Annotated in this window: 17 protein-coding genes; 6 read left to right on the top strand and 11 right to left on the bottom strand. The window is 66.8% G+C overall.

Going from position 1 to position 20,515, the window contains the following annotated elements; all coding sequences use genetic code 11:
* Positions 1-136: 136 nt before the first annotated feature.
* The 8 genes from I6U14_RS13980 to uvrD all read right to left on the bottom strand — a co-directional run bounded on the left by I6U14_RS13980 (position 137) and on the right by uvrD (position 9,840).
* The gene (locus tag I6U14_RS13980; protein ID WP_296900128.1) at positions 137-1,432 is read right to left on the bottom strand and encodes a citrate synthase; all 1,296 of its coding nucleotides are present in this window, start codon (positions 1,430-1,432) and stop codon (positions 137-139) included.
* Positions 1,433-1,680: 248 nt separating this feature from the next.
* Entirely contained in the window at positions 1,681-2,628 is a 948-nt protein-coding gene (gene mdh, locus I6U14_RS13975; protein WP_296900127.1) for a malate dehydrogenase, read from the bottom strand.
* A gap of 141 nt (positions 2,629-2,769) precedes the next feature.
* On the bottom strand, positions 2,770-4,029 hold the full coding sequence (locus tag I6U14_RS13970; RefSeq protein ID WP_296900126.1) for a malic enzyme-like NAD(P)-binding protein: 1,260 nt from the start codon (positions 4,027-4,029) through the stop codon (positions 2,770-2,772).
* A gap of 431 nt (positions 4,030-4,460) precedes the next feature.
* Positions 4,461-4,661 carry a 50S ribosomal protein L31 gene (gene rpmE, locus I6U14_RS13965; protein ID WP_296900125.1) on the bottom strand — a complete coding sequence of 67 codons (201 nt, stop codon included), beginning with the start codon at positions 4,659-4,661 and terminating at the stop codon, positions 4,461-4,463.
* Positions 4,662-4,814: 153 nt separating this feature from the next.
* The gene (gene hemW / locus I6U14_RS13960) at positions 4,815-6,002 is read right to left on the bottom strand and encodes a radical SAM family heme chaperone HemW (protein ID WP_296900124.1); all 1,188 of its coding nucleotides are present in this window, start codon (positions 6,000-6,002) and stop codon (positions 4,815-4,817) included.
* 2 nt (positions 6,003-6,004) lie between these two features.
* The gene (locus I6U14_RS13955; protein WP_296900123.1) at positions 6,005-7,084 is read right to left on the bottom strand and encodes a TRAP transporter substrate-binding protein; all 1,080 of its coding nucleotides are present in this window, start codon (positions 7,082-7,084) and stop codon (positions 6,005-6,007) included.
* 69 nt (positions 7,085-7,153) lie between these two features.
* The gene (locus I6U14_RS13950; RefSeq protein ID WP_296900122.1) at positions 7,154-7,465 is read right to left on the bottom strand and encodes a hypothetical protein; all 312 of its coding nucleotides are present in this window, start codon (positions 7,463-7,465) and stop codon (positions 7,154-7,156) included.
* A 209-nt stretch (positions 7,466-7,674) separates the two neighbouring features.
* Positions 7,675-9,840 (bottom strand): DNA helicase II, encoded by a 2,166-nt coding sequence (uvrD, locus tag I6U14_RS13945; protein WP_296900129.1) that lies wholly within the window; start codon positions 9,838-9,840, stop codon positions 7,675-7,677.
* Between the two features lie 348 nt (positions 9,841-10,188).
* Between uvrD and hemE the strand changes: the two genes are divergently transcribed.
* Both hemE and I6U14_RS13935 read left to right on the top strand, forming a co-directional pair.
* Positions 10,189-11,259, top strand: a complete 1,071-nt coding sequence (gene hemE / locus I6U14_RS13940; protein ID WP_296900121.1) for a uroporphyrinogen decarboxylase — start codon at positions 10,189-10,191, stop codon at positions 11,257-11,259.
* A gap of 114 nt (positions 11,260-11,373) precedes the next feature.
* A complete protein-coding gene (locus tag I6U14_RS13935; RefSeq protein ID WP_296900120.1) occupies positions 11,374-13,398 on the top strand; it encodes a hypothetical protein in 2,025 nt (674 codons plus the stop codon).
* Between the two features lie 19 nt (positions 13,399-13,417).
* On the opposite strand, the gene ptsP is transcribed toward I6U14_RS13935, so the two are convergent.
* Entirely contained in the window at positions 13,418-15,679 is a 2,262-nt protein-coding gene (gene ptsP / locus I6U14_RS13930; protein ID WP_296900119.1) for a phosphoenolpyruvate--protein phosphotransferase, read from the bottom strand.
* 31 nt (positions 15,680-15,710) lie between these two features.
* Positions 15,711-16,322 carry an RNA pyrophosphohydrolase gene (locus I6U14_RS13925; RefSeq protein WP_296900118.1) on the bottom strand — a complete coding sequence of 204 codons (612 nt, stop codon included), beginning with the start codon at positions 16,320-16,322 and terminating at the stop codon, positions 15,711-15,713.
* A gap of 145 nt (positions 16,323-16,467) precedes the next feature.
* Here I6U14_RS13925 and I6U14_RS13920 point away from each other — a divergent pair, with 145 nt between their 5' ends.
* The 4 genes from I6U14_RS13920 to I6U14_RS13905 all read left to right on the top strand — a co-directional run bounded on the left by I6U14_RS13920 (position 16,468) and on the right by I6U14_RS13905 (position 20,083).
* Positions 16,468-17,133, top strand: coding sequence for an HAD family phosphatase (locus tag I6U14_RS13920; protein ID WP_296900117.1), 666 nt, complete (start codon positions 16,468-16,470; stop codon positions 17,131-17,133).
* 123 nt (positions 17,134-17,256) lie between these two features.
* Complete coding sequence (locus I6U14_RS13915; protein ID WP_296900116.1) at positions 17,257-18,024, top strand: GNAT family N-acyltransferase; 768 nt, start codon at positions 17,257-17,259, stop codon at positions 18,022-18,024.
* Between the two features lie 47 nt (positions 18,025-18,071).
* Positions 18,072-18,833: a 1-acyl-sn-glycerol-3-phosphate acyltransferase gene (locus I6U14_RS13910; protein ID WP_296900115.1), complete on the top strand. Its 762-nt coding sequence runs from the start codon at positions 18,072-18,074 to the stop codon at positions 18,831-18,833.
* Positions 18,834-18,868: 35 nt separating this feature from the next.
* On the top strand, positions 18,869-20,083 hold the full coding sequence (locus I6U14_RS13905) for a glycosyltransferase family 1 protein (protein ID WP_296900114.1): 1,215 nt from the start codon (positions 18,869-18,871) through the stop codon (positions 20,081-20,083).
* A gap of 178 nt (positions 20,084-20,261) precedes the next feature.
* On the opposite strand, the gene I6U14_RS13900 is transcribed toward I6U14_RS13905, so the two are convergent.
* On the bottom strand, positions 20,262-20,515 hold a 254-nt coding region (locus tag I6U14_RS13900; RefSeq protein WP_296900113.1), incomplete at its 5' end, for a sulfur globule family protein.

Below are 20,515 nucleotides of genomic sequence, written 5' to 3'. Positions count from 1 at the left end.
CCCGCCATTTTCGGCGACGCAAGTCGCTGAAAATGAAGGAGCCGGGAAACCGCCCTCTGTCTGCACAGGCCCGGCTCCGTCTGATTTTTGGGCAGGATGCCCAATAAATCAGCATCTCCTTAGCTCAGGACAGGCTTCAGCGCTTCGAGATAGGCACGTACTCACGCGGCTCGGGCCCGCAGTAGATCTGCCGGGGCCGGCCGATGCGATTGGCCGGGTCGCTCATCATCTCCATCCAGTGCGAGACCCAGCCGACGGTGCGCGCAAGCGCGAACATCACCGTAAACATGTTGCGCGGAATGCCGAGCGCGCTGTAGATGATGCCGGAGTAGAAGTCCACGTTCGGGTAGAGCTTGCGCTCGACGAAGTACTCGTCGTTGAGGGCGATATCTTCCAGCTTGAGCGCCAGCTCAAACAGCGGGCTGTCGGCGCCGGGCATTTCCTCAAGCACCTGATGGCAGACCTCGCGAATGATCTTCGCGCGCGGGTCGTAGTTCTTGTAAACCCGGTGGCCAAAGCCCATCAGCCGGAACGGGTCGTCCTTGTCCTTGGCCTTGTCGATGTACTTCGGCACATTGGACACGTCACCGATTTGGTTCAGCATGTCCAGCACCGCCTCATTGGCGCCGCCGTGGGCCGGGCCCCAGAGCGAGGCAATGCCTGCGGCGATGCAGGCAAAGGGGTTGGCGCCCGAGCTGCCGGCGAGGCGAACCGTTGAGGTGCTGGCATTCTGCTCGTGGTCTGCGTGCAGAATAAACAGCAGGTTCAGCGCCTTTTCGGCAAGGAGCTCGGGCTCATAGTCCGAGCAGGGCGTCGCGAACATCATGTGGAGGAAGTTCGCCCCATAGCGCAGGTCGTTGCGCGGATACATGATGGGTTCGCCGACATTGTGCTTGTAAGCGGCGGCTGCGATGGTGGGCACCTTGGCAATGAGCCGGTGCGCCGAGACCTCGCGGTAGTGCGGGTCGTTGACATCGATGGACTCGTGGTAGAACGCCGACAACGAGCCGACGACGCCGCAGAGAATCGCCATGGGATGGGCGTCGTAGTGGAACCCGTCGAGAAAGTTCTTCAGATTCTCGTTGAGCATGGTGTGGGTGGTAATCACCCGCTCGAAGTCCAGCAATTGCTGCTCTTTTGGAAGCTCCGAGTACAAGAGCAGATACGCAACCTCCAGAAAGCTCGCTTTCGTGGCCAGTTGCTCGATAGGGTAGCCGCGGTAGAGCAGCACCCCCTTTTCGCCGTCGATGTAAGTGATGGCGCTGTGACAGCTTGCCGTGGCCATGAAGCCCGGGTCGTAGGTAAAGAAGCCCGCATCACGGTACAGCGAGGAGATGTCCACCGCCGGCGGCCCGATGGTGCCCTCGCGCAACGGAAACTCGTGGCTCGTGCCATCCACGTTGTTGCTGATGGTGACGGTCTTCTCGGTCATGGAAATGACTCCCGGCTTCGGAGTGGTTGCGTGCGCGGCCCCGGCCACACGTCGACTGGGCGCCGCGGCAGACCCGGTTTGCACCATCGCGGTGCGGGCTCGCGCTGATACAGGTCGAGGCTATCCTGAGGCGCTGGCTACAGGCAGGGTCGGGCAGCGCAGCGCGCGACCGTCGGCGGCCCAATCGACGGCCTTCGGCCCGCATGCGGTCCTGCGAGCCGGCTAACTCCATGCAGAAACGATGCCGCTCAGGCGCCAGCACCCAGTCCGAGCTCGGCCAAGCGCAGAATGTCCGCCCGTACGGCCGCCACCGAGCGCTCGAAATCCACCCGCTCGCGGTCGTTCAGATCCAGCTCCACGACCCGGGCGAGGCCGGTTTCGTCGAGCACACAGGGCACACCCATGGCGATGTCCCGCTCGCCGTACTCGCCCTCCAATAGCGCCACGCAGGGCATCAGCCGACGACGGTTATTGCTGATGGCGTCCACCATGGCGGCGACGGCCGCAGCCGGCGCATCGTAGGCGCTGGAATTCTTGCGCAGCGCGAGGATCTCAGCCCCGCCTTTGCGGGTCCGCTCGATGATGGCCTCCAGCCGGTCAGACCCGATGAAATTGCTCACCGGCACGCCGTTGATGGTGCAGTAGCGCGGCATGGGCACCATGCTGTCGCCGTGCCCGCCGAGCACGATGGTAGTGATATCGAGGGCCGAAAAGCCCGTCTCCTCGGCAATGAACGCCGCCATGCGCGAGGCGTCCAGCACACCCGCTTGGCCGAAGACGCGGGAGCGGGCCCAGCCGGTGCGCTGCGCGACGCGGTAGGTGAGGGTGTCTACCGGATTCGAGACCACGAGCACACTGGCGTGCGGGGCGTGGGCTAGGATGTGGTCCGTCACCTCGTCGATGATCTTGACGTTCGCGGCCAGCACATCCGAGCGGGACATGCCGGGCTTGCGGGGGAAGCCCGCGGTGACCACCACGAGGTCCGAGCCCGCCATGACAGCAGGATCATTGCTGCCGGTCAGACGCGTGTCGAACTCGAAGAACGGGGCGGTCTGAAAGATGTCGAGTGCGATGCCCTCTGGGACGTCCTCGCGTACGTCATAGAGGGCGATCTCGCGGCACAGCTCCTCTTCGGCCAGGATCTGGGCGGTGGTCTCTCCGACGCGCCCCGCACCTACGATGCTGATCTTCTGCACGGCAGCTCCTCCGGTTGCGGGCCCGACCGAGTGTGCGCCGGGCATTATTGTCGTGGGCTGGGGTCTGGTCGCCCCCCTTGTTTCGCTGCGGCCTGGCTGGCGTCTCGCTGGATTGCGCTCGGGTCTCGCTCCGCGCGTGACTCAATTGGCGGGCCGCGGCGGCGCGACCCCGCTCTTCACGGCCGCCTCCGCCACGGCCGACGCGACGCGCTCACGTAGACGCGGGTCAAAGGGTTTGGGGATGATGTAGTCAGGGCCATGGCTCAGGGCGTCCAGTCCGTAGGCATCCAGCACGGCTTGCGGCACGGGCTCGTGGGTGAGGTCCTTGAGCGCGTGCACAGCGGCGATCTGCATGTCTTCGTTGATGCGCGAGGCGCGGGCATCCAGAGCCCCGCGGAAGATGAACGGGAATCCCAGAACGTTGTTCACCTGGTTCGGGTAATCCGAGCGGCCGGTAGCCATGATCAGGTCGTCGCGCACGGTGCGGGCCACCTCCGGGCGGATCTCCGGCACGGGGTTCGACAGCGCGAAGACAATGGGCCGCGGTGCCATCGTCGCGAGCATGTCCGGCGGCACCAGGTCGGGCCCAGAGACGCCAATAAAGACATCGGCGCCGTCCATCGCCTCGCGGAGGGTGCGCTTGTCGGTGTCCGCCGCGATGCCGAACTTGAACGGGTTGAGATCGCGACGCCCGGTGTGGATCACGCCCTGGCGGTCAATGGCGAAGATGTTGTTGCGGTGCGCGCCGAGCGTCATCAGGAGCCGAATGGACGCAATACCGGCCGCGCCGGCGCCAAGCACCACGATGCGGGCGTCCTCGAGGCGCTTCTTCTGGAGATCCAGGGCATTCAGCAACCCGGCGGCAATGATGATGGCCGTGCCGTGCTGATCGTCGTGGAACACGGGGATATCGAGCTCTTCGATGAGGATCTGCTCGATCTCGAAGCAATGCGGAGCAGCAATATCTTCCAGGTTGATGCCACCGAATGTCGGCGCAATGCGCCGTACCGTCTCGATGAACTCCTGGGGGTGTTTTGCGTGCACCTCGATGTCGAAGACGTCGATGTCCGCGAAGTGCTTGAACAGCACCGCCTTGCCTTCCATGACCGGCTTGCTTGCCAATGGCCCAACCCCGCCCAGGCCGAGCACCGCGCTGCCATCGGTGATCACCGCCACGAGATTGCCCTTGTTGGTGTAGCGGTACGCCGCCGACGGCTCCGCTGCGATGCGGCGCACCGGCTCGGCGACGCCTGGCGTGTAAGCCAGCGACAGGTCCCGCTGGCTGATGGCAGGCTTCTTGATCTCGATGGCCGTCTTACCCGGGCTGGGCTCGGCGTGATACGCCAGCGCTGCTTGGTTCAGGTCGGCATCGGCGTGATCGAAGCTCTCGGCATGCGACATGGTGATTCTCGGTTCGCGCGCTGGGGTTCGGGCGCGGTGGCTAAAGTGCCGGGCGCTCGAACGGCGCACCGGCAGGCAATGCGAGCAGGCGGGGCACAGACGCCACCGGCTTAAGGGAGCTCAGGCACGCTGGTCGGCGAGCAAGTCGCAAGCATGTCCCCATCAGGGCCGGATCGCAAGGCGGTGCCGGTAATCGGCACTATTGCAGGCGTTGATACTTTGACCGGCAGCAACGCGCAGAGGTGACCGCGAGCCCTGCAGACACCTCAGCAACGGCAGCCGATCGCACAATGCCTTAGAGGTTGGGGGGATAGCACGCCACGGGTGAAAGGGCGGATGAGGGAGAGCCGGCCGCGCGTTGCACGCGGCCGTAGACAGCACCGCACGGCAGCGGTGCCGGGGTGGGACTGTGGCTGGCGCGGCGTGCCGGCTCAGCGCCCGTAACGGCGGCGGAACTTGTCGACGCGCCCGCCGGTGTCGAGGATCTTCTGCTTGCCCGTGTAAAACGGATGGCAGGCGGAGCAGACCTCGATGTGCAGCTCCTCGCCAAGCGTGGAGCGGGTGGTGAAGCTGTTGCCGCAGCTACACACGACCTTTATGTCCTGGTAATTCGGGTGGATATCGGCTTTCATGGCCCTGGGCCCTGGCATTGCGCGCTGTGCTGCTTGGCGGCTGCACAGGCCTACTAGTGGACACCGATGCCGCCTGGGAGGCATCGAGGTTAAACTGCGCAGGATACGCCGTCTGCCTCAGCCCCGCAACCACCACCAGGCGCTCGGCCCGCGTCAATCCTCAGCGAACGCCGCGACCACGTCATTGAGGAAGCGCTGACCGCGCGGCGTCACCGCAAGACGCCCGGGGGCGGGCGACAGCAAACCGGCGCCGGTGAGCGACGCGCGCGCCGCGGCGAGCCGCCCGTCCGGCAGCCCGGTGTGTGCGCAGAAGAGTGTCGTCGGCACACCGTCGACGAGACGCAGCGCATTCAGCGCGAATTCCAACACCAGGTCTGCGTCGTCAAGCGTGCGGCGGCTGGCCAGCTTGTCTGGCCGCTCCATGAAGGCCGCCGGGGAACGGTGGGCGCTACGTCGCTCCACAACGCCCGTGGCGGCGTCCGTCAGCTTGCCGTGGGCGCCGGCACCGATACCGAGATAGTCCCCGAAGCGCCAATAGTTCAGATTGTGCCGGCAGCGGCGGCCAGCCTGCGCGTAAGCCGAGACCTCGTACCGCCGAAACCCGGCGGCGGCGAGGCGCTCGACACCCTGCTCCTGCATTGCGTCCAGGGTGTCGTGATCTGCGACGCGAGGCGGCGCGTGCGCAAAGGCGGTGTTGGGCTCGAGCGTCAGCTGGTAGTACGAGATGTGCTCCGGCTCCAGCGCGATCAGCGCATCCAGATCCGCCGAGGCCTGTGCGAGGCTCTGCTCGGGCAGCCCGAACATCATGTCCAGGTTGATGTGCCCGAAGCCCGCTGCACGCGCGGCGGTAACAGCCGCGCGTACCTGCTCCGGGTCGTGGATACGCCCGAGCGCCTCGAGGTGCGGCGCCGACAATGACTGGACGCCGATGGAGAGCCGGTTGACACCGGCCGCACGGTAGGCCGCGAAGTGATGGGCGTCTGCAGCGCCTGGGTTCGCCTCCAACGTGATTTCCGCATCGGCGGCGAGCTCGCAACGCGCCCGGATGCCGTCCAACAGACGCCTGAGCGCAGCGCCCGAGAAGAGACTGGGCGTCCCGCCGCCGATGAATATAGACACCAGCGGACGGCGTGCCGCCGGTGCAGACGCCAGCTGGCTATCCAGATCCGTCAGCAGCGCAGCCACGTACGCATGCTCGGGCAGGGGGCCACGTACTTGGTGGGAGTTGAAATCGCAATACGGACACTTTCGTACACACCAGGGTAGATGTACGTAGAGTGCCAGCGGCGGCGGCCCGGCCGGAAAGCGTCGCGGTGCCGATGACGACCCACCGGCGCCCAAGGTCAGGCCTCGTCACGCGCTCGCAGGTAGGTCAGCTCCGAGATGGCGCTCCATTCCTTCGCCTGCTTGAGGAATTTTTGGTAGGACGCGAAGGTCTTCTGCGAGAAGGCGTCCTTGTCCGCTATCTCTGCCACCACCTCGTTCGACAGCTCGCGCAGCCGAATGATGACATCGTTGGGGAACCTGCGCAGGTCGACGCCGTGCTCGGTGAGCAGGGTCTGGAGCGCCGCCGGGTTGCGCGCCGTGTACTCGGCGAGCATATCCTGATTCACCACCTTGCAAGCGTTTTGCACGATGGACTTGAGATCTGTCGGCAGCTCGTCGAAGACGGTCTTGTTGATCATTGCCTCCAGGATGGTGCCCGGTTCATGCCAGCCTGGGTAGTAATAGTACTTGGCCGCTTTGTAGAGACCGAAGGCGAGGTCGTTATAGGGCCCCACCCACTCGGTGGCATCGATGGCCCCGGACTGCAACGAGGTGAACAGCTCGCCCCCCGGCAGGTTCACGGGGGTACCACCTGCGCGCTTCAGCACCTCGCCGCCAAGGCCCGGGATGCGCATCTTGAGCCCCTGCAGGTCAGCGACGGAGTTGATCTCCTTATTGAACCAGCCCCCCATCTGCACGCCGGTATTGCCGGCGGGGGCCGGCACCAGGCCGAACTCTGCATAGAGCTCGGACCACAGCTCTAGGCCGCCGCCGTAGTACATCCAGCCGTTCATCTCCTGCGCGGTCAATCCGAAAGGCACGGTGGAGAAAAACTGCGCTGCCTCGCTCTTGCCCTTCCAGTAGTAAGCGGAGCCATGGCCCATCTCGGCAGTGCCACGGGAGACGGCGTCGAAGACCTCGAAGGCCGGTACCAGCTCGCCGGCCCCATAGACCTTCACCTCGATACGCCCGCCACTCATCTCCCCGATGAGCTTGGCGAGGTTGTTCGCGCCGGTGCCGAGGCCCGGGAAGTTCTTCGGCCAGGTGGTGACCATCTTCCATTTGTGCTCGGGCTTTGCCCAGGCACTGCGGGTGCCGAGTGCGGCCCCGGCGGCGGTGGCGCCGGCAGCACCGGCGATAAAGGTACGGCGTTGCATTTGTTGCTCCTCGTCGTTGTTGTAGCCGAGATGCCCCGACGCGTCGGGCAGCGCCGACAGCGCGGCTGCTCAGCCGCGGCGCCAGCGCCGCATGATCCATCTGCTGCCCGCGGTCAGCAACACGGCGTTGAGTGCCGTGCCGCCGGTGAAGACGAGCAGATAGCCGAGATCCCGCAGCACCTGCGCGAGCGGGGAGCTTGCTGGGCGGAAGAAGCCGAGCGCCGCAAGTGACCAGGGCAGCGAGGTCAGCGTCAGCGTAATGCCGGCGAGATCGAAAACGGCGGGCACGGAGTCGAGCTCGGCGCGCAACTGGCGCTCCAGCAGCGTATAGGCCAAGAGCACCGCCAGCAGCATCAGGAACAGCCGCAGATAGCCGCTCATCCGTCGCCCCTCAGGCGCGCAGCGCCGGGCAGCCCCGACAGGAACGCAACCATTCCCGGCATCGTCAGCACCTCCTGCGCCAAGCGGCGCCGACAGTACGCTGCAGGGTCCGCTCAACACACGGGCGGCGGCCAGCAGTGGCGAGCTGCGCAGACCGGGCATGGCGCACCAGGCAGACAGACTGGGCGCGCCCGCCACACGCCCGCGCATCAGCCGGCCGCATCCAGTCGTGCATAGGCCAGCACCAGCCACTTGGCGCCCACGGACTCGAAGTTGACTTGGATCCGCGCATGGCTGCCGGAACCCTCCGTGCTCAGAACCACGCCGCTACCGAACTTGGGGTGCACAACCTGCTGACCGAGGCGAAAGCCGCCGGAGGTGGCCTGTGCCGCGGGCGCTGACTGCTGGGAGATGCCGCCGCCGCGGACCTCCTCCAACAGCTCCGCCGGCACCTCACGCAGAAAGCGTGAGGGCATCGGATATTCCTCCCGGCCATGCAGCCGGCGGCTCTCGGCGTGAGTCAGGTAAAGGCGCTGCATGGCGCGGGTCATTCCGACGTAGCAGAGGCGGCGCTCTTCTTCGAGCCGGGCCGGGTCATCCGCGGACATACTGTGCGGGAAGAGGCCTTCTTCGACGCCCGTAACGAAGACCACGGGGAACTCCAGCCCCTTGGCGCTGTGCAGCGTCATCAGCTGCACCGCGTCCTGCACGTCGTCCGCTTGGGCATCGCCGGCTTCCAGTGCCGCATGCGCCAGGAAGGTGCCGAGCAGGTCGCCCTCGTCGTCAGCAGCCTCGGCGGCGAAGCGCCGCGTCGCCTCGCCGAGCTGCTCCAGGTTCTCGATCCGGTCGACGCCGCGGCCATCGCGCTCTTTCTTGTAGTGCTCCGGGAGGCCCGCAGCCGTCACCACCTCGGCAATGAGGTCGGGCAGGTCGGCAGGCCCCTGTGTGCCACCGCCATCCGCATCCGCCTCGGCGCGGGCACGCAGCGCCTCGACCAGATCCAGGAACCGACGCACGGCCCCAAGGGCACGCGGCGGCAGGGCATTGGCCTGCACGACACCCTGGGCCGCGGCCCAAAGCGAGCCTCCCTGGGCACGCGCTTGTTCGCGCAGCAGGTCCAAGGTACGGGGGCCGATGCCGCGCGGGGGCAGGTTCACGACGCGCTCGAAGGCACCGTCATCATGTACGTTCACGAGCAATCTGAGATATGCCAGAGCGTCCTTGATCTCAGCGCGCTCGAAGAAGCGCTGCCCGCCGTAGACTCGATAGGGAATTCCCGCCTGGATCAACGCCTCTTCGAACAGTCGCGACTGCGCCGTCGTGCGGTAGAGGATGGCGCACTCCGCCCGCGCCATTCCCTCATCGACACAATACTTGCGGATGCGCTCGACGACGAAGCGCGCCTCATCCACCTCGTTGAAGGCGGCATAGCGACGGATGGGCTCGCCGGCGCCGTCCTCGGTCCAGAGATTCTTTCCGAGCCGTGTCGGGTTATTGGCGATGAGGGCGTTGGCAGCACTCAGAATATTGCCCGTGGAGCGATAGTTCTGCTCCAGGCGGACCACCTCGGTGTTCGGGTAGTCCCGTTGGAAGCGCTGGATGTGCTCCACCTTGGCGCCACGCCAGCCATAGATGGATTGGTCGTCATCGCCCACTAGGAAGAGATTGTCCCGGTCCCCGGCCAGGAGCCTCAGCCACGCGTACTGGATGGCGTTGGTGTCCTGGAATTCGTCTACCAGGATGTGACGGAAACGCCCGCGGTAGTGGTGCAGGATGTCGGGCCGATCGCGCAGGACCTCATGCGCGCGCAGCAGCAGCTCGGCGAAGTCCACGACGCCGGCGCGCTCGCAGGCATCCTGATAGCGCTTGTAGATATCGATCATCTGGTGCTGGAAGAAATCGCCGCCGCCGTCGATGTGCTGGGCGCGTCGTCCTTCGTCCTTGTGTCGATTGATAAAGCCCTGCACCTGCCGGGGCGGCCAGCGCGCCTCGTCGAGCTCCATGTCTTTGAGGAGCCGCCGCACCAGCCGGTACTGGTCATCGCCATCGAGGATCTGGAACTGCTGCGGCAGCTTCGCATCCTGCCAGTGCGCTCGCAGGAAGCGGTGCGCAAGGCCGTGGAAGGTGCCCACCCACATACCGCCGATGGGCTGGTCCAACATCTGCTCGATGCGCTGCCGCATCTCGCGGGCCGCCTTGTTGGTAAAGGTGACAGCCAGCAGCGAGTAGGGCGCTACCTGCTCCACCTGGATCAGCCAGGCGATGCGGTGCACCAGCACACGGGTCTTGCCCGACCCCGCGCCTGCCAGCACGAGCCGGTTGCCGGCGTCGGCAGCCACCGCCGCGCGCTGGGCTTTGTTCAAGGACTTGAGGATCGGGTCTGGGTCTAGGTCACTGGCGGCAGTGTCACGGGCTGGCGCAGGGGGCCGGCGCCGTGAGCCGACGGACCGTCGCACCGCCCGCAGCGCACCCATCCGACAGTGCATTGCTCGGCGCCATGGGCGCTGTAGTATGCGGCGCCTGCGCCGGAGGCCACGCCGACGAGTGGGTGTTCTGGCCGGCCTCGGCAAGGCGTTCGAGAGCACCATGCCCGAGCGCCACCGCCGTCAACGGCGTTCATAACGCTTGGGCAGCCTGCTCTGCCCGACAGACGCTGGGCGACCTGACGCTGGGCAACCGGTGTCAAACGCCCCGTTACCACCAAGCCGCCGGAATCCTACCCCGTGAGTGAGCTCAAGAACGACACCCTGCTGCGCGCACTGCTGCGCGAACCCGTCGACTACACCCCCGTCTGGATGATGCGCCAGGCCGGGCGTTATCTCAGCGAGTATCGCGAGACCCGCGCCCGCGCGGGCAGCTTCATGGATCTCTGCCGCAACCCGGAGCTCGCCTGCGAGGTTACCATCCAGCCCCTGGAGCGCTTCCCGCTGGACGCGGCCATCCTATTCTCGGACATCCTGACAGTGCCGGACGCCATGGGGCTCGGGCTCTACTTCGCCGAAGGCGAGGGCCCGCACTTCGAGCACCCCGTGCGCTCAGAGGCCGACATACAACGCATCCGGGTACCGGACCCGGAAGACGACCTGGGTTATGTCATGGAGGCCGTGCGCGTCATCCGCCGCGAGCTCGACGGCCGCGTGCCGCTGATCGGCTTCTCAGGCAGCCCCTGGACGCTCGCCACCTATATGGTGGAAGGCGGCACCACCAAGCACTTCGCCCTGAGCAAGGCGATGATGTTCGACCGCCCCGACCTGATGCACACGCTGCTCGGCAAGGTGGCGGACGCGGTGACCCAATACCTTAACGCGCAGATCGCCGCCGGCGCCCAGGTCGCCATGGTGTTCGACACCTGGGGCGGCGTGCTCACACCCGGGGACTTCCGGGAATTCTCGCTGCGCTACATGGAGCGCATTGTCGAAGGCCTGACACGGGAGGCCGATGGCCGTCGTGTGCCGGTGGTGCTCTTCTCCAAAGGCGCCGGCCAATGGCTGGATCGCATGGCAGAGACTGGCTGTGATGCCCTCGGCGTCGACTGGACCACGGATCTTTCCGACGCACGCCGGCTTGTGCAGGATAAGGTCGCCTTGCAGGGCAATCTCGATCCCTGCACGCTGTACGCGTCGCCCGAGCGTATCCGCCGCGAAGTCGGGCGCGTGCTGGCGAGTTACGGCGCCGGCAACGGCCATGTCTTCAACCTCGGCCACGGCATCCATCCGGACACCAACCCGGAACATGCCGCAGCCATGGTGGAGGCGGTGCACGATCTGAGCCGGCCCTACCACGCCGGCGTTTGACGCGGCATACCCTCGGCCAACTCGCCCGCCTCCGCCGACACCCTGGCGTGCGGGCAGGTGCAAAGCGGGAAGGCCGCGCGGTCGGCATTGCGGGGCGTCCATGGTGAGACAGCAATGGTGAGTGGAGCGGACCAGCTACCGGGCGGACACGCACCACCGCTGCTGCCCGGTGCGGGCGGCAGCAACCCACGTATCGAGGTGGTCACCGGCGCCGAGGCACAGGATCCGACGCCTTTGCCCCGCCGCAGCGCCCTGTCGTTGGCACTGTGGTTTCTGGCAGCCTTCGCCCTGATCGCCGTGCCGCTGACCATCTGGAACTACAGCCGACCGCCGGTCTACAGGTCGACGGCCACGGTTCTTACCACGGTGCCCGCCGAGCGCAGCGGGGCGGGCCGCAGCGACGCCGACGTGCAGCATGTGGCCATACAGCGGCAGCTGCTGCTCGGGCGCCGTTTGCTCACCGACACCATTGCCTTGGTGGAGGAAGCCGGCGCCACACCACCGCCGACCCCCGATGACCTTCGCCCGTTGCTCAGCGTGGACCCGGTACCGGGGACCAACCTGGTGGAGCTCAGCGCGGAGGGCGGCCAGCCCGTGCTGCTCGCGGACATCGTCAATGCCTGGCTCGAGGCCTACGAGGCCTTGCGCCAAGCCGAAATCGAAGCACGGCTCGGCACCCAGCTGGAGCAGCTCGCCGATCAAGGGGAATCGCTAGAAGGCAAGATCGCGGCCAAGCGCGCCGCGCTCACCCGATTCCGGGAGCAGCACGATATCGTCACCCTGGAGCGCGACAGCAACCGGGCACTCACGCGCTTGAATACGCTGCAGAGCTCGCTGGCCGAGGCTGAGGACGCACAAATCGGTGCCAAGGCTAAGCTCGCGGCCCTCCAAGCGGCCGCGGCGCGGGGCGAGCCCGTACTGGCCGAGGAGCAGGCGGCTACCCTCGCGCAGCTCGAGGAGCGGGCAGCGGAACTCGCCGTGCGCGTAGAGCAGCTGCAAAAGCGCTACACGGAGATGTTCATCCAGAACGATCCGGACAAGCGCGCCCTACCCGAGGCGCTGCAGCGCCTGCGCGCGCGCATCGAGACCGTCCGCCGTCAGGGCGCGGAGGCCGCACTCACGTCAGCGCGCCGGGAGGTGGAAACCACCACCGATCGCTTGTTCCGGCTGCAACGGGAGCTCGCGACACAGAAGCGCTTGGCGTCGCGCTTCAGCGCGGATTTCGAGACCTATCAAGACCTGCAGGCGGACCTAGCCGCACTGGATGAGATGCAGCGCGACAACGAGCGCGAGCGTGTGGCCATGGAGACCCGTGCCATCGACGATTATCCGCAGATCGAGGTCATCGAGCCGGCGCATGCACCGCGCGACCCGGTGCGGCCGCGCTACCTTCGGGACTTGGGGCTCACTGCAGCCGCTGCGGGCGGCGCAGGCCTGCTCACCGTGTTCGCACTCATGCTGCTGGAAGCCGCCCGGCGCCCACGCCGCGGTGCGCCCATGACCGGCGTGCGCATCTGGGGTCCAGAAGGAGACCGAACATACCCCACACCGCAGTTCGGACAATTGCCCGGCGGTGAAGGACCGCGCTCGCTCGACCACACACAGGCGCCCTCTGCGCTGCCGGACGCCGCACCGCGTCAACTCATGGGAGGTGAAGTAGAGGCGCTTTGGGAGCTTGCGGACGACGCCGAGCGCCAGCTCTTGGGGCTGCTGCTGTGTGGCCTCGAGCTTGAAGAGATCGCCATGCTGACGGGCGCCGACGTCGACCTTGGTGCCGGCATCGTCACCGCACCCGGTGACGGCCGCCGCGTGCCGCTGCCTCCTATTTTGACAGCCATCTTCGCCGCGGCGGACCCCTTGCCGGCGTGGCAGGACCCACAGGCGGCCCACGAGCTGGCCCAGCGCATCCCACTGCTGGCCCTGGATGCCGGACTTGCCCACGCGAGCGAGGTGACCGCCGGCGTCCTCAGGCACACATACCTCGCCTACCTGGTACGCCAGGGTGCACGCCTCACGGAGCTGCACCAGGTGGCCGGGCGCATGGACGCAGCAACCGTACAGCGCTACGCACCGCTCTCCCCCGCCGGCGCATCCAGGCCGCTGGCGCAGCTGGATCTGGCCTATCCGGTGCTGGCCTGAGGCTTCAGACCCGCCGTGCTCAGCGCCCGGGGCGCACCAGGCCGCCGAGGCCGATCTCCTCCAGCGCGTTCATCAGGAGCGACCGGACGCAGGCGCCATGCTCGCAAAGCAGCGCACGGCTCAACAGTTCCCTGGCGCGGCTGCGACTGATGCTGCGGACCACCCCCTTGACGCGCAGCAGGCTGCCGGCGCCCATGCTTAGGCTGTGCACCCCGAGACCCAGCAGCAGCGGCGTCGCCCGGGGATCACCAGCGAGCTCGCCGCAGACGGTCACCTCGCGCCCATGTGCACGCGCGGCATCGGCCACCTGCACCAGAGCCCGCAGCACGGCCGGGTGAAACTCATCGTAGAGGTCAGCGACGCGGGCGTTGTTGCGGTCCACGGCGAGCAGGTATTGGGTGAGATCATTGGTGCCGACGGAAAGAAAAGACACGCGGCGGGCCAGCACGTCGGCCTGATAGACGGCCGCCGGCACCTCGATCATCACGCCCACCGGCGGCAGGCGCACCGCATGGCCTTCTTCTTGAAGCTCGTCGCAGGCGCGCTGAATCAACGCCAGTGCATCGTCCAGCTCGTCTACATTGGTGATCATCGGCAGCAGCAACTGCAGATTGTCGAACCCCACCGCCGCACGCAGCATGGCCCGGACCTGGGTCATGAAGATCTCCGGATGGTCGCGGGTGATGCGGATGCCGCGCCAGCCAAGGAAGGGGTTCGACTCCTCTACGGGAAAATAGGGCAGTGGCTTGTCGCCGCCCACATCCAGGGTGCGGATGGTCACCGGTCTTGGTGCAAAGGTCGTGAGGACCTGACGGTAGTGACGCAGCTGGACTTCCTCGCCCGGGAAGCGGTCGCGCACCATGAAGGGCAGCTCGGTGCGGTAGAGACCCACGCCGGAGGATTCATCGATGCCAAGCGGGCGCTGCTCCAACACGAGCCCAGTATTGAGATAGAGCGGCAGCGCAAAGCCATCTGTAGTCTCCGACGGCTGTCCCCGCAAGGCGTCCAGCTCCGCCGAGAAGGCTCGCTCCTCGACCGCAAGGCGCCGGTATTCGGCGGCCACGGTCGCTGACGGCTGCACGTAGACACGTCCGCGATAGCCGTCGACGATCATCGGACGGCCTTCGAGCCGGCCGACCGGCAGCTCCAGCACGCCCACTGCCGCAGGCACGCCCATGCCACGGGCCAAGATTGCCACGTGCGAGGACGCCGAGCCGCGGCGGCTCACGATGCCGGCCAGCGAGTCCCTTGGTACCGCGGCGATCTGCATGGCGCTGATCTCGTCGCCGACCAGCAGTGTCTGCGCCGGGTAGGCCGCGCGGGGCGCGGCCCCGCGCTGCAGACGCATCAGCACCTGGCGACCAAGATCGCGCACATCGGCGCCGCGCTCACGCAGATAGGGGTCATCGACGCGATCGAACTCCGCCAGCAGCTCGGAGACCGTGACGCGCAGCGCCCCCTGCGCCCAGCTGCCGGCGCGGATGCGCGCGATGGTATCCGCGACGAAGCTCTCGCTCTCCAGCATCAGGCGCCAGGCATCAAACAACGCTTGGTCTTCGTCCCTCAGGGCACCGCCCATGCGCTCGGCGAGCCGGCCAATGTCCGCGGCAACCCCTGTGACGGCGGCACGGAAGGACACGACCTCAGCCTCGGGATCGGTCGCGGGCTTGTCGGGCACGGCGTCCAAATCCGCCGGCGGGTAGACGACAAAGGCCGTGCCAATGCCCACGCCGGGCGCGGCGGCGATGCCCTCCAGGAAATGGCTCGGCAGCCCCGGCTGCTCGAAGCGCGCGAGCTCGCCGCTCGCGCGCGCCAGTGCGATGGCCGCCGCGAGCTGCACGGCCAGTGTCACGACGAAGGTCACCTCGTCGTCCGCAAAACGCCGCGGCACGCGACGTCGCAGCACCAGCACACCCAGCACCTTACGATGCTGGATGATGGGCACGCTCAGGAAACCGTGGAAGACTTCCTCGCCGCTGTCGTGAATGGCGAGATACAGGGGATGGGTATGGGCATCGTCCAGATTGACGATATCCGCGCGCTCTGCCGCGCGCCCGATGAGGCCGCGATGCAGCGGAATACGCACCCGCCCGACCGCTTCGGGGGAGAGGCCGTCGGTGGCCATCAGCACATGCTCGCGACGGCTGGCATCAGTGAGATAAACGGAGCAGACGTCGGCGCCGATGGCCTGCTTGACGTCGCGCACAACGACCTCGAGCGCCGCGTCCAGCGCGGGCGCCCGATCCACCGCTTCGATGATGCGGCGCAGGGTCGCGAGCATGGTTGGGGCGGGGCCGGCCTCGCCGGCGGTTTCAGCGCCGGCGCTGGCGCAGCTGGCCGGCGACGCGTACCGCAGCGGTGTATTGGCGGGAACTGTGCTGCGTAGTATCCAGTCGCCCCGTGGCAGCGGTGCTGCCCACGTCGTCGGCGTGCCCGGGGTGCGGCGCGCCCTCCGGATAGAGCAACGGCGCCAGTTCTTCAAGCGCTTGGGCGTAAACGTGGCGCTTGAAGTACACGACCTCGCGCAGCGGGTACCAGTAGCGTACCCAGCGCCAGGCGTCGAACTCGGGCTTGGCAGAGCGGTCCAGGCAGAAGGCGCTTTCGCCGCAATCCACGCGGAGCATAAACCAGACTTGCTTCTGGCCGATGCAGGTGGGCCCGCAGCGCCGACGTATGAAGCGGCGCGGCAGCCGGTAGCGCAGCCAGCCCTGGGTACAGCCGAGCACGGTGACATCCTGCGGCGACAGGCCGACTTCCTCGCCGAGCTCCCGATACATGGCCTCCAGCGGCGTTTCGTCCGATCGGATACCGCCCTGGGGGAACTGCCAGGCGTTTTGGCCGATACGTCGCCCCCAGAACAGTCGGCGCTGCTCGTTGCTTAGAATGATGCCAACGTTGGGCCGAAAACCGTCCGGGTCGATCAAGGCGGCGTACCTCGTTGAGTCCGAGTGCATTTTTCCACACTCGGTCACAAGTGGGCAAATCCACAAGTATTTCAGTCTTTGCTGATGCAGCGATATTCCGTTAACGTCGCTGGCTGAATGCCAGCAGCCCGCTTGTGACCGAACCATGGCGCTTGCCATTTTCGACCTCGACAACACACTGCTCGCCGGAGACTCGGATTATCTTTGGGGCCGATACCTGGTCGCGCGCGGCGTTGTCGACGGCGACCATTACGAGGCGGCCAATGCCCGCTTCTACGCCGACTACAAGGCGGGCCAGTTGGACATCGATGCCTTTCTCGCCTTTGCGTTGCGCCCGTTGCGGGACAATCCACAGGAGGCGCTCCTGGCGTGGCGGCAGGAGTTCTTGGATACTTGCATTGCGTCACTGATCCGCCAGCCTGCGCTCGATCTGGTGGCTAAGCATCGCCGAGCCGGCGATACGCTCCTGGTCATCACGGCCACCAACGCCTTCGTCACGGCGCCCATTGTCGAGCGCTTTGGCATCCCGCACCTCATCGCCACCGAGCCCGAGCGCAACGGCATGGGGTTCACCGGGCGCGTGGCCGGCACGCCGGCGTTTCGGGAGGGCAAGGTGACCCGGCTCATGGCCTGGCTGGCTGAGCAGGGCGAAAGCCTGCATGGCAGCCATTTTTACAGTGACTCCATTAACGATCTGCCGTTGCTGGAGCGCGTCGACAATCCCGTTGCCGTCGATCCGGACCCGCTGCTGGCGGAGGCCGCGCAGCACCGCGGCTGGCCGGTGATCTCATTGCACGGCGCTGCGCGGTAACGCACATACGCGTCGGCCGCGCAGCCTGTCACCGTTTCGTCATCCAGCGCTCATTCCCCTGCAACGCAGCGGGGGTAGGCTGGGGAATTGGTCGATGGGTGAGCAAGTGCGTGGGGTTGCGTCATGGGGGTCAATGCGTCCGCACTCCCGGTGCGACGGGGAGAGCGCCTCTTCGTAGAACTGGCAGCAGGGCAAGAGGCCGTGCGACAGGCCCAGGCGCTTCGCTACCGCGTCTTCGGCGAGGAGCTCGGCGCCAGACTCGAGCAGGGCTCCGCCGGGCTGGACGTGGACGAGTTCGACGCTCACTGCCATCACCTGTTGGTGCGCGAGACGCGATCCGGCGCCGTCGTGGGCTGCACGCGCCTGCTGACGGGCGACCGTGCCAGGCACATCGGCGGTTTCTACGCCGAGAACGAGTTCGATCTCGGCGCCATCCCATCTCTGCCCGGCAAGCTCCTGGAAGTGGGACGCACCTGCATATCCGCCCAATGCCGGCAAGGGGCGGCCATCGCCGTACTCTGGTCCGGTATTGCAGGCTATATTCAACTGCACGGCATCGACTATTTGTTCGGTTGCGCATCCGTGCCCCTCGGCGATGGCGACGCGCAGGCGGCGGCCATCATGAATCGCCTGCGGCGGCAGGCGATGGCCTCGCCGGCGTTGCGGGTGCGGCCGAAGGCGCCTTTGCTGCGCTCGGAGGCGCCGGACGATGTGCTGGATGCGCCGTTGCCGGCCCTGCTCAAGGCCTATGTGCGCCTCGGGGCGCGGGCCTGCGGGGAGGCCTGCCGAGACCCGGACTTCAACGTGGGCGATGTGTTGATGCTGTTGGACCTGGGCGAGCTGAACCCGAGCTATGCCCGACATTTCTTGGAGCGTGTCAGCGAGCATTGAGCGTCAGGCGATCGTTCAGGAGTACTTGGCGGGCGGTGCGCCTAGGCGTGCACCTGTGCACGGGCGTCGTGCTGGGCGGCGCCGTCGCGCTGCTCGGTCGTCTGGGCGTCTCGCGCCCGTGGCTGCCGCGACTGGTGACCTGGTGGCACCGTCGCCTCGGTCGCTGCCTGGGCATCAGTGTGGTCTACCGCGGCGTTGCGGCCCCCGGCGCCCTGCTGGCGGTGAACCATGTCTCGTGGCTGGACATTCCCATGCTCGGCGGCGCGGCGCCGGTGAGCTTCGTCTCCAAGGCCGAGGTGCGCAGCTGGCCAGTGGTGGGCTGGCTCGCCGAGCTCGCCGACACGCTGTTCCTGCGGCGCGGCGCGCATGAAGCCAACAGCATCGCAACCCAGATTGCCGCCCGGTTGCAGATGGGCTGCCGCGTCGCGATTTTCCCTGAGGGGACAACGAGTGACGGGCGTGCGCTATTGCCTTTCCATGCCCGGCTTTTCGCCGCGGCCGCCGCGGTGAGCGGAGCCCCCGTGCAGCCCGTGGCGATTCGCTACGGCTGGGGGCGGCAGCCGGACGCCGTAGCGCCCTTCATCGGCGATGACAGCTTGCTCGCGCACCTAACCCGCGTTTTGCGTCACCCGGAGCTTGGGGCAACCGTTAGTTTTCTTCCACCCCTAACCGCCAACGGTCTCAGTCGCCGCGAACTCGCCGCAGCCGTACGCACTGCCATCGCCGCCGAGCTGAACTGCTTGCCGCTAGACGGCGACGCAGGTCAAACGCTCCGCCCGAAAGCGAGCGGTGCCGCGGCTTCGGCTTGAACGCACCTGGGCGGGCATCAGAATCGGCGAACGTCATGGCCAATCGGCAGCAGCAAACGATGCGCATCGCCGTCGTCACCGAAACCTATCCGCCCGAGATCAACGGTGTCGCCAACACCATGCGCCAGTTGGTGACCGGTCTTTCGAGCCGCGGCCACCATGTCCTGTTAGTGCGCCCGCGCCAGGCGACAGATCGCAGGGTGCGGGCACCCCGGGGCCACTTCCTGGTGCCAGGGCTGCCGATCCCGGGGTATCGCGGTCTGCGCTTCGGCTTACCGGTGTACTGGCGCCTGCGGCATCTCTGGCTGCGTCTGCGCCCGGACGTGCTCTATGTTGCGACCGAAGGGCCCCTTGGCCATGCGGCGCTGAACGCAGGGTTGCGCGCGTCGATACCGGTCATCACGGGCTTTCACACCCAGTTCCACGAGTACAGCCGCCATTATGGACTCGGGCTGCTCACCCGCCCCATCGTCAACACCCTGAAGCACTTCCATAACCGCTCTGATGCCACGCTCGTGCCTACCGCGGCGCTGCGCAGCGAGCTCAACGCGGCCGGCTTCCGTAACGTCCACCTGTTCACCCGGGGTGTCGATACCGAGCTGTTTCACCCCGGACGGCGCAGCGACGCGCTGCGGCGGGAGTGGGGCTGCGGCCCCGATGACGTCGTTGTCCTCTATGTCGGGCGCATCGCCGCGGAGAAGAACATAGCGCTCGCGCTGGCGACCATGGAGGCCCTTACGGCGCATGCGGGCGCTGTTCACTGCGTTCTGGTGGGCGATGGTCCGGAGCGCGCCCGGCTCGCGCGCGCTCATCCCCGCTACCGATTCGTCGGCGCCCAGGTCGGCCCAGCACTGGCCTCGCACTACGCCAGCGGCGACCTGTTTCTCTTTCCGAGTCTCACCGAGACCTTCGGCAATGTGGTCACGGAAGCGATGGCGAGCGGCATCGCCGTCAATGCCTTTGATTACGCCGCCGCGCATGAGCATATCCGCCATGGCAGCAATGGGCTGCTGGCGCCCTTCGGCGATCAAGCGGCCTTCATGGATGAAGCGTTGTCAGCCGCCGCAGCACCAAAGCGGCTGCGGACTATGGGTGCCGCGGCGCGGCGTACCGCAGAGTCACTGAGCTGGCCGCAGGTCATCAGCAGCGTCGAAGAACGACTACTGGACGTGCTACGGCAGAAGCAGTCGGGAAAGGTGGTGGCAGTGGCAAACCGAGTCGGGTCGGCAGCGTCACGAAACGGCGCCTAACGGCCCTGGGCCGGCATGCGCTCGGTTATGGCCTACACACTGGCCACAAAAAAGAAAGACGCCGAGCAGCCTGAGCTGCCGACGTCGGCGGTGTGCATCCTTGCGACACCTGTATGCCATGGCCGGCGTCCTACCGCCCCGCGGGGCGGTGCCTGATGCACGGCGAGTCGCAGCGAGATTACTTCGCTTCGGACTGGGCAGGCTGGGCCGGTGCGGCAGGGGCAGCCGGCATGCCGTAAGGCGCGCCGTACGGGGCAGCGTAAGGGGCATAGCCGCCGTAGTACGGGGAGCCGTAGCCGCCGTAGTACGGGGAACCGTAGCCATAACCGCGGCCATAGCCATAGCCGCGACCATAACCCCGGCCGTAGCCGCGGCCGCCGCCGGACATGCTCATGTTGAAGTCGCCGTAGCCGTCGCCGAACATGTCGCTGA

This window comes from Thiohalocapsa sp. (assembly GCF_019695415.1).
Classification (GTDB): Bacteria; Pseudomonadota; Gammaproteobacteria; order Chromatiales; family Chromatiaceae; genus Thiohalocapsa.
This window is presented reverse-complemented; position numbering and strand designations above follow the sequence as displayed.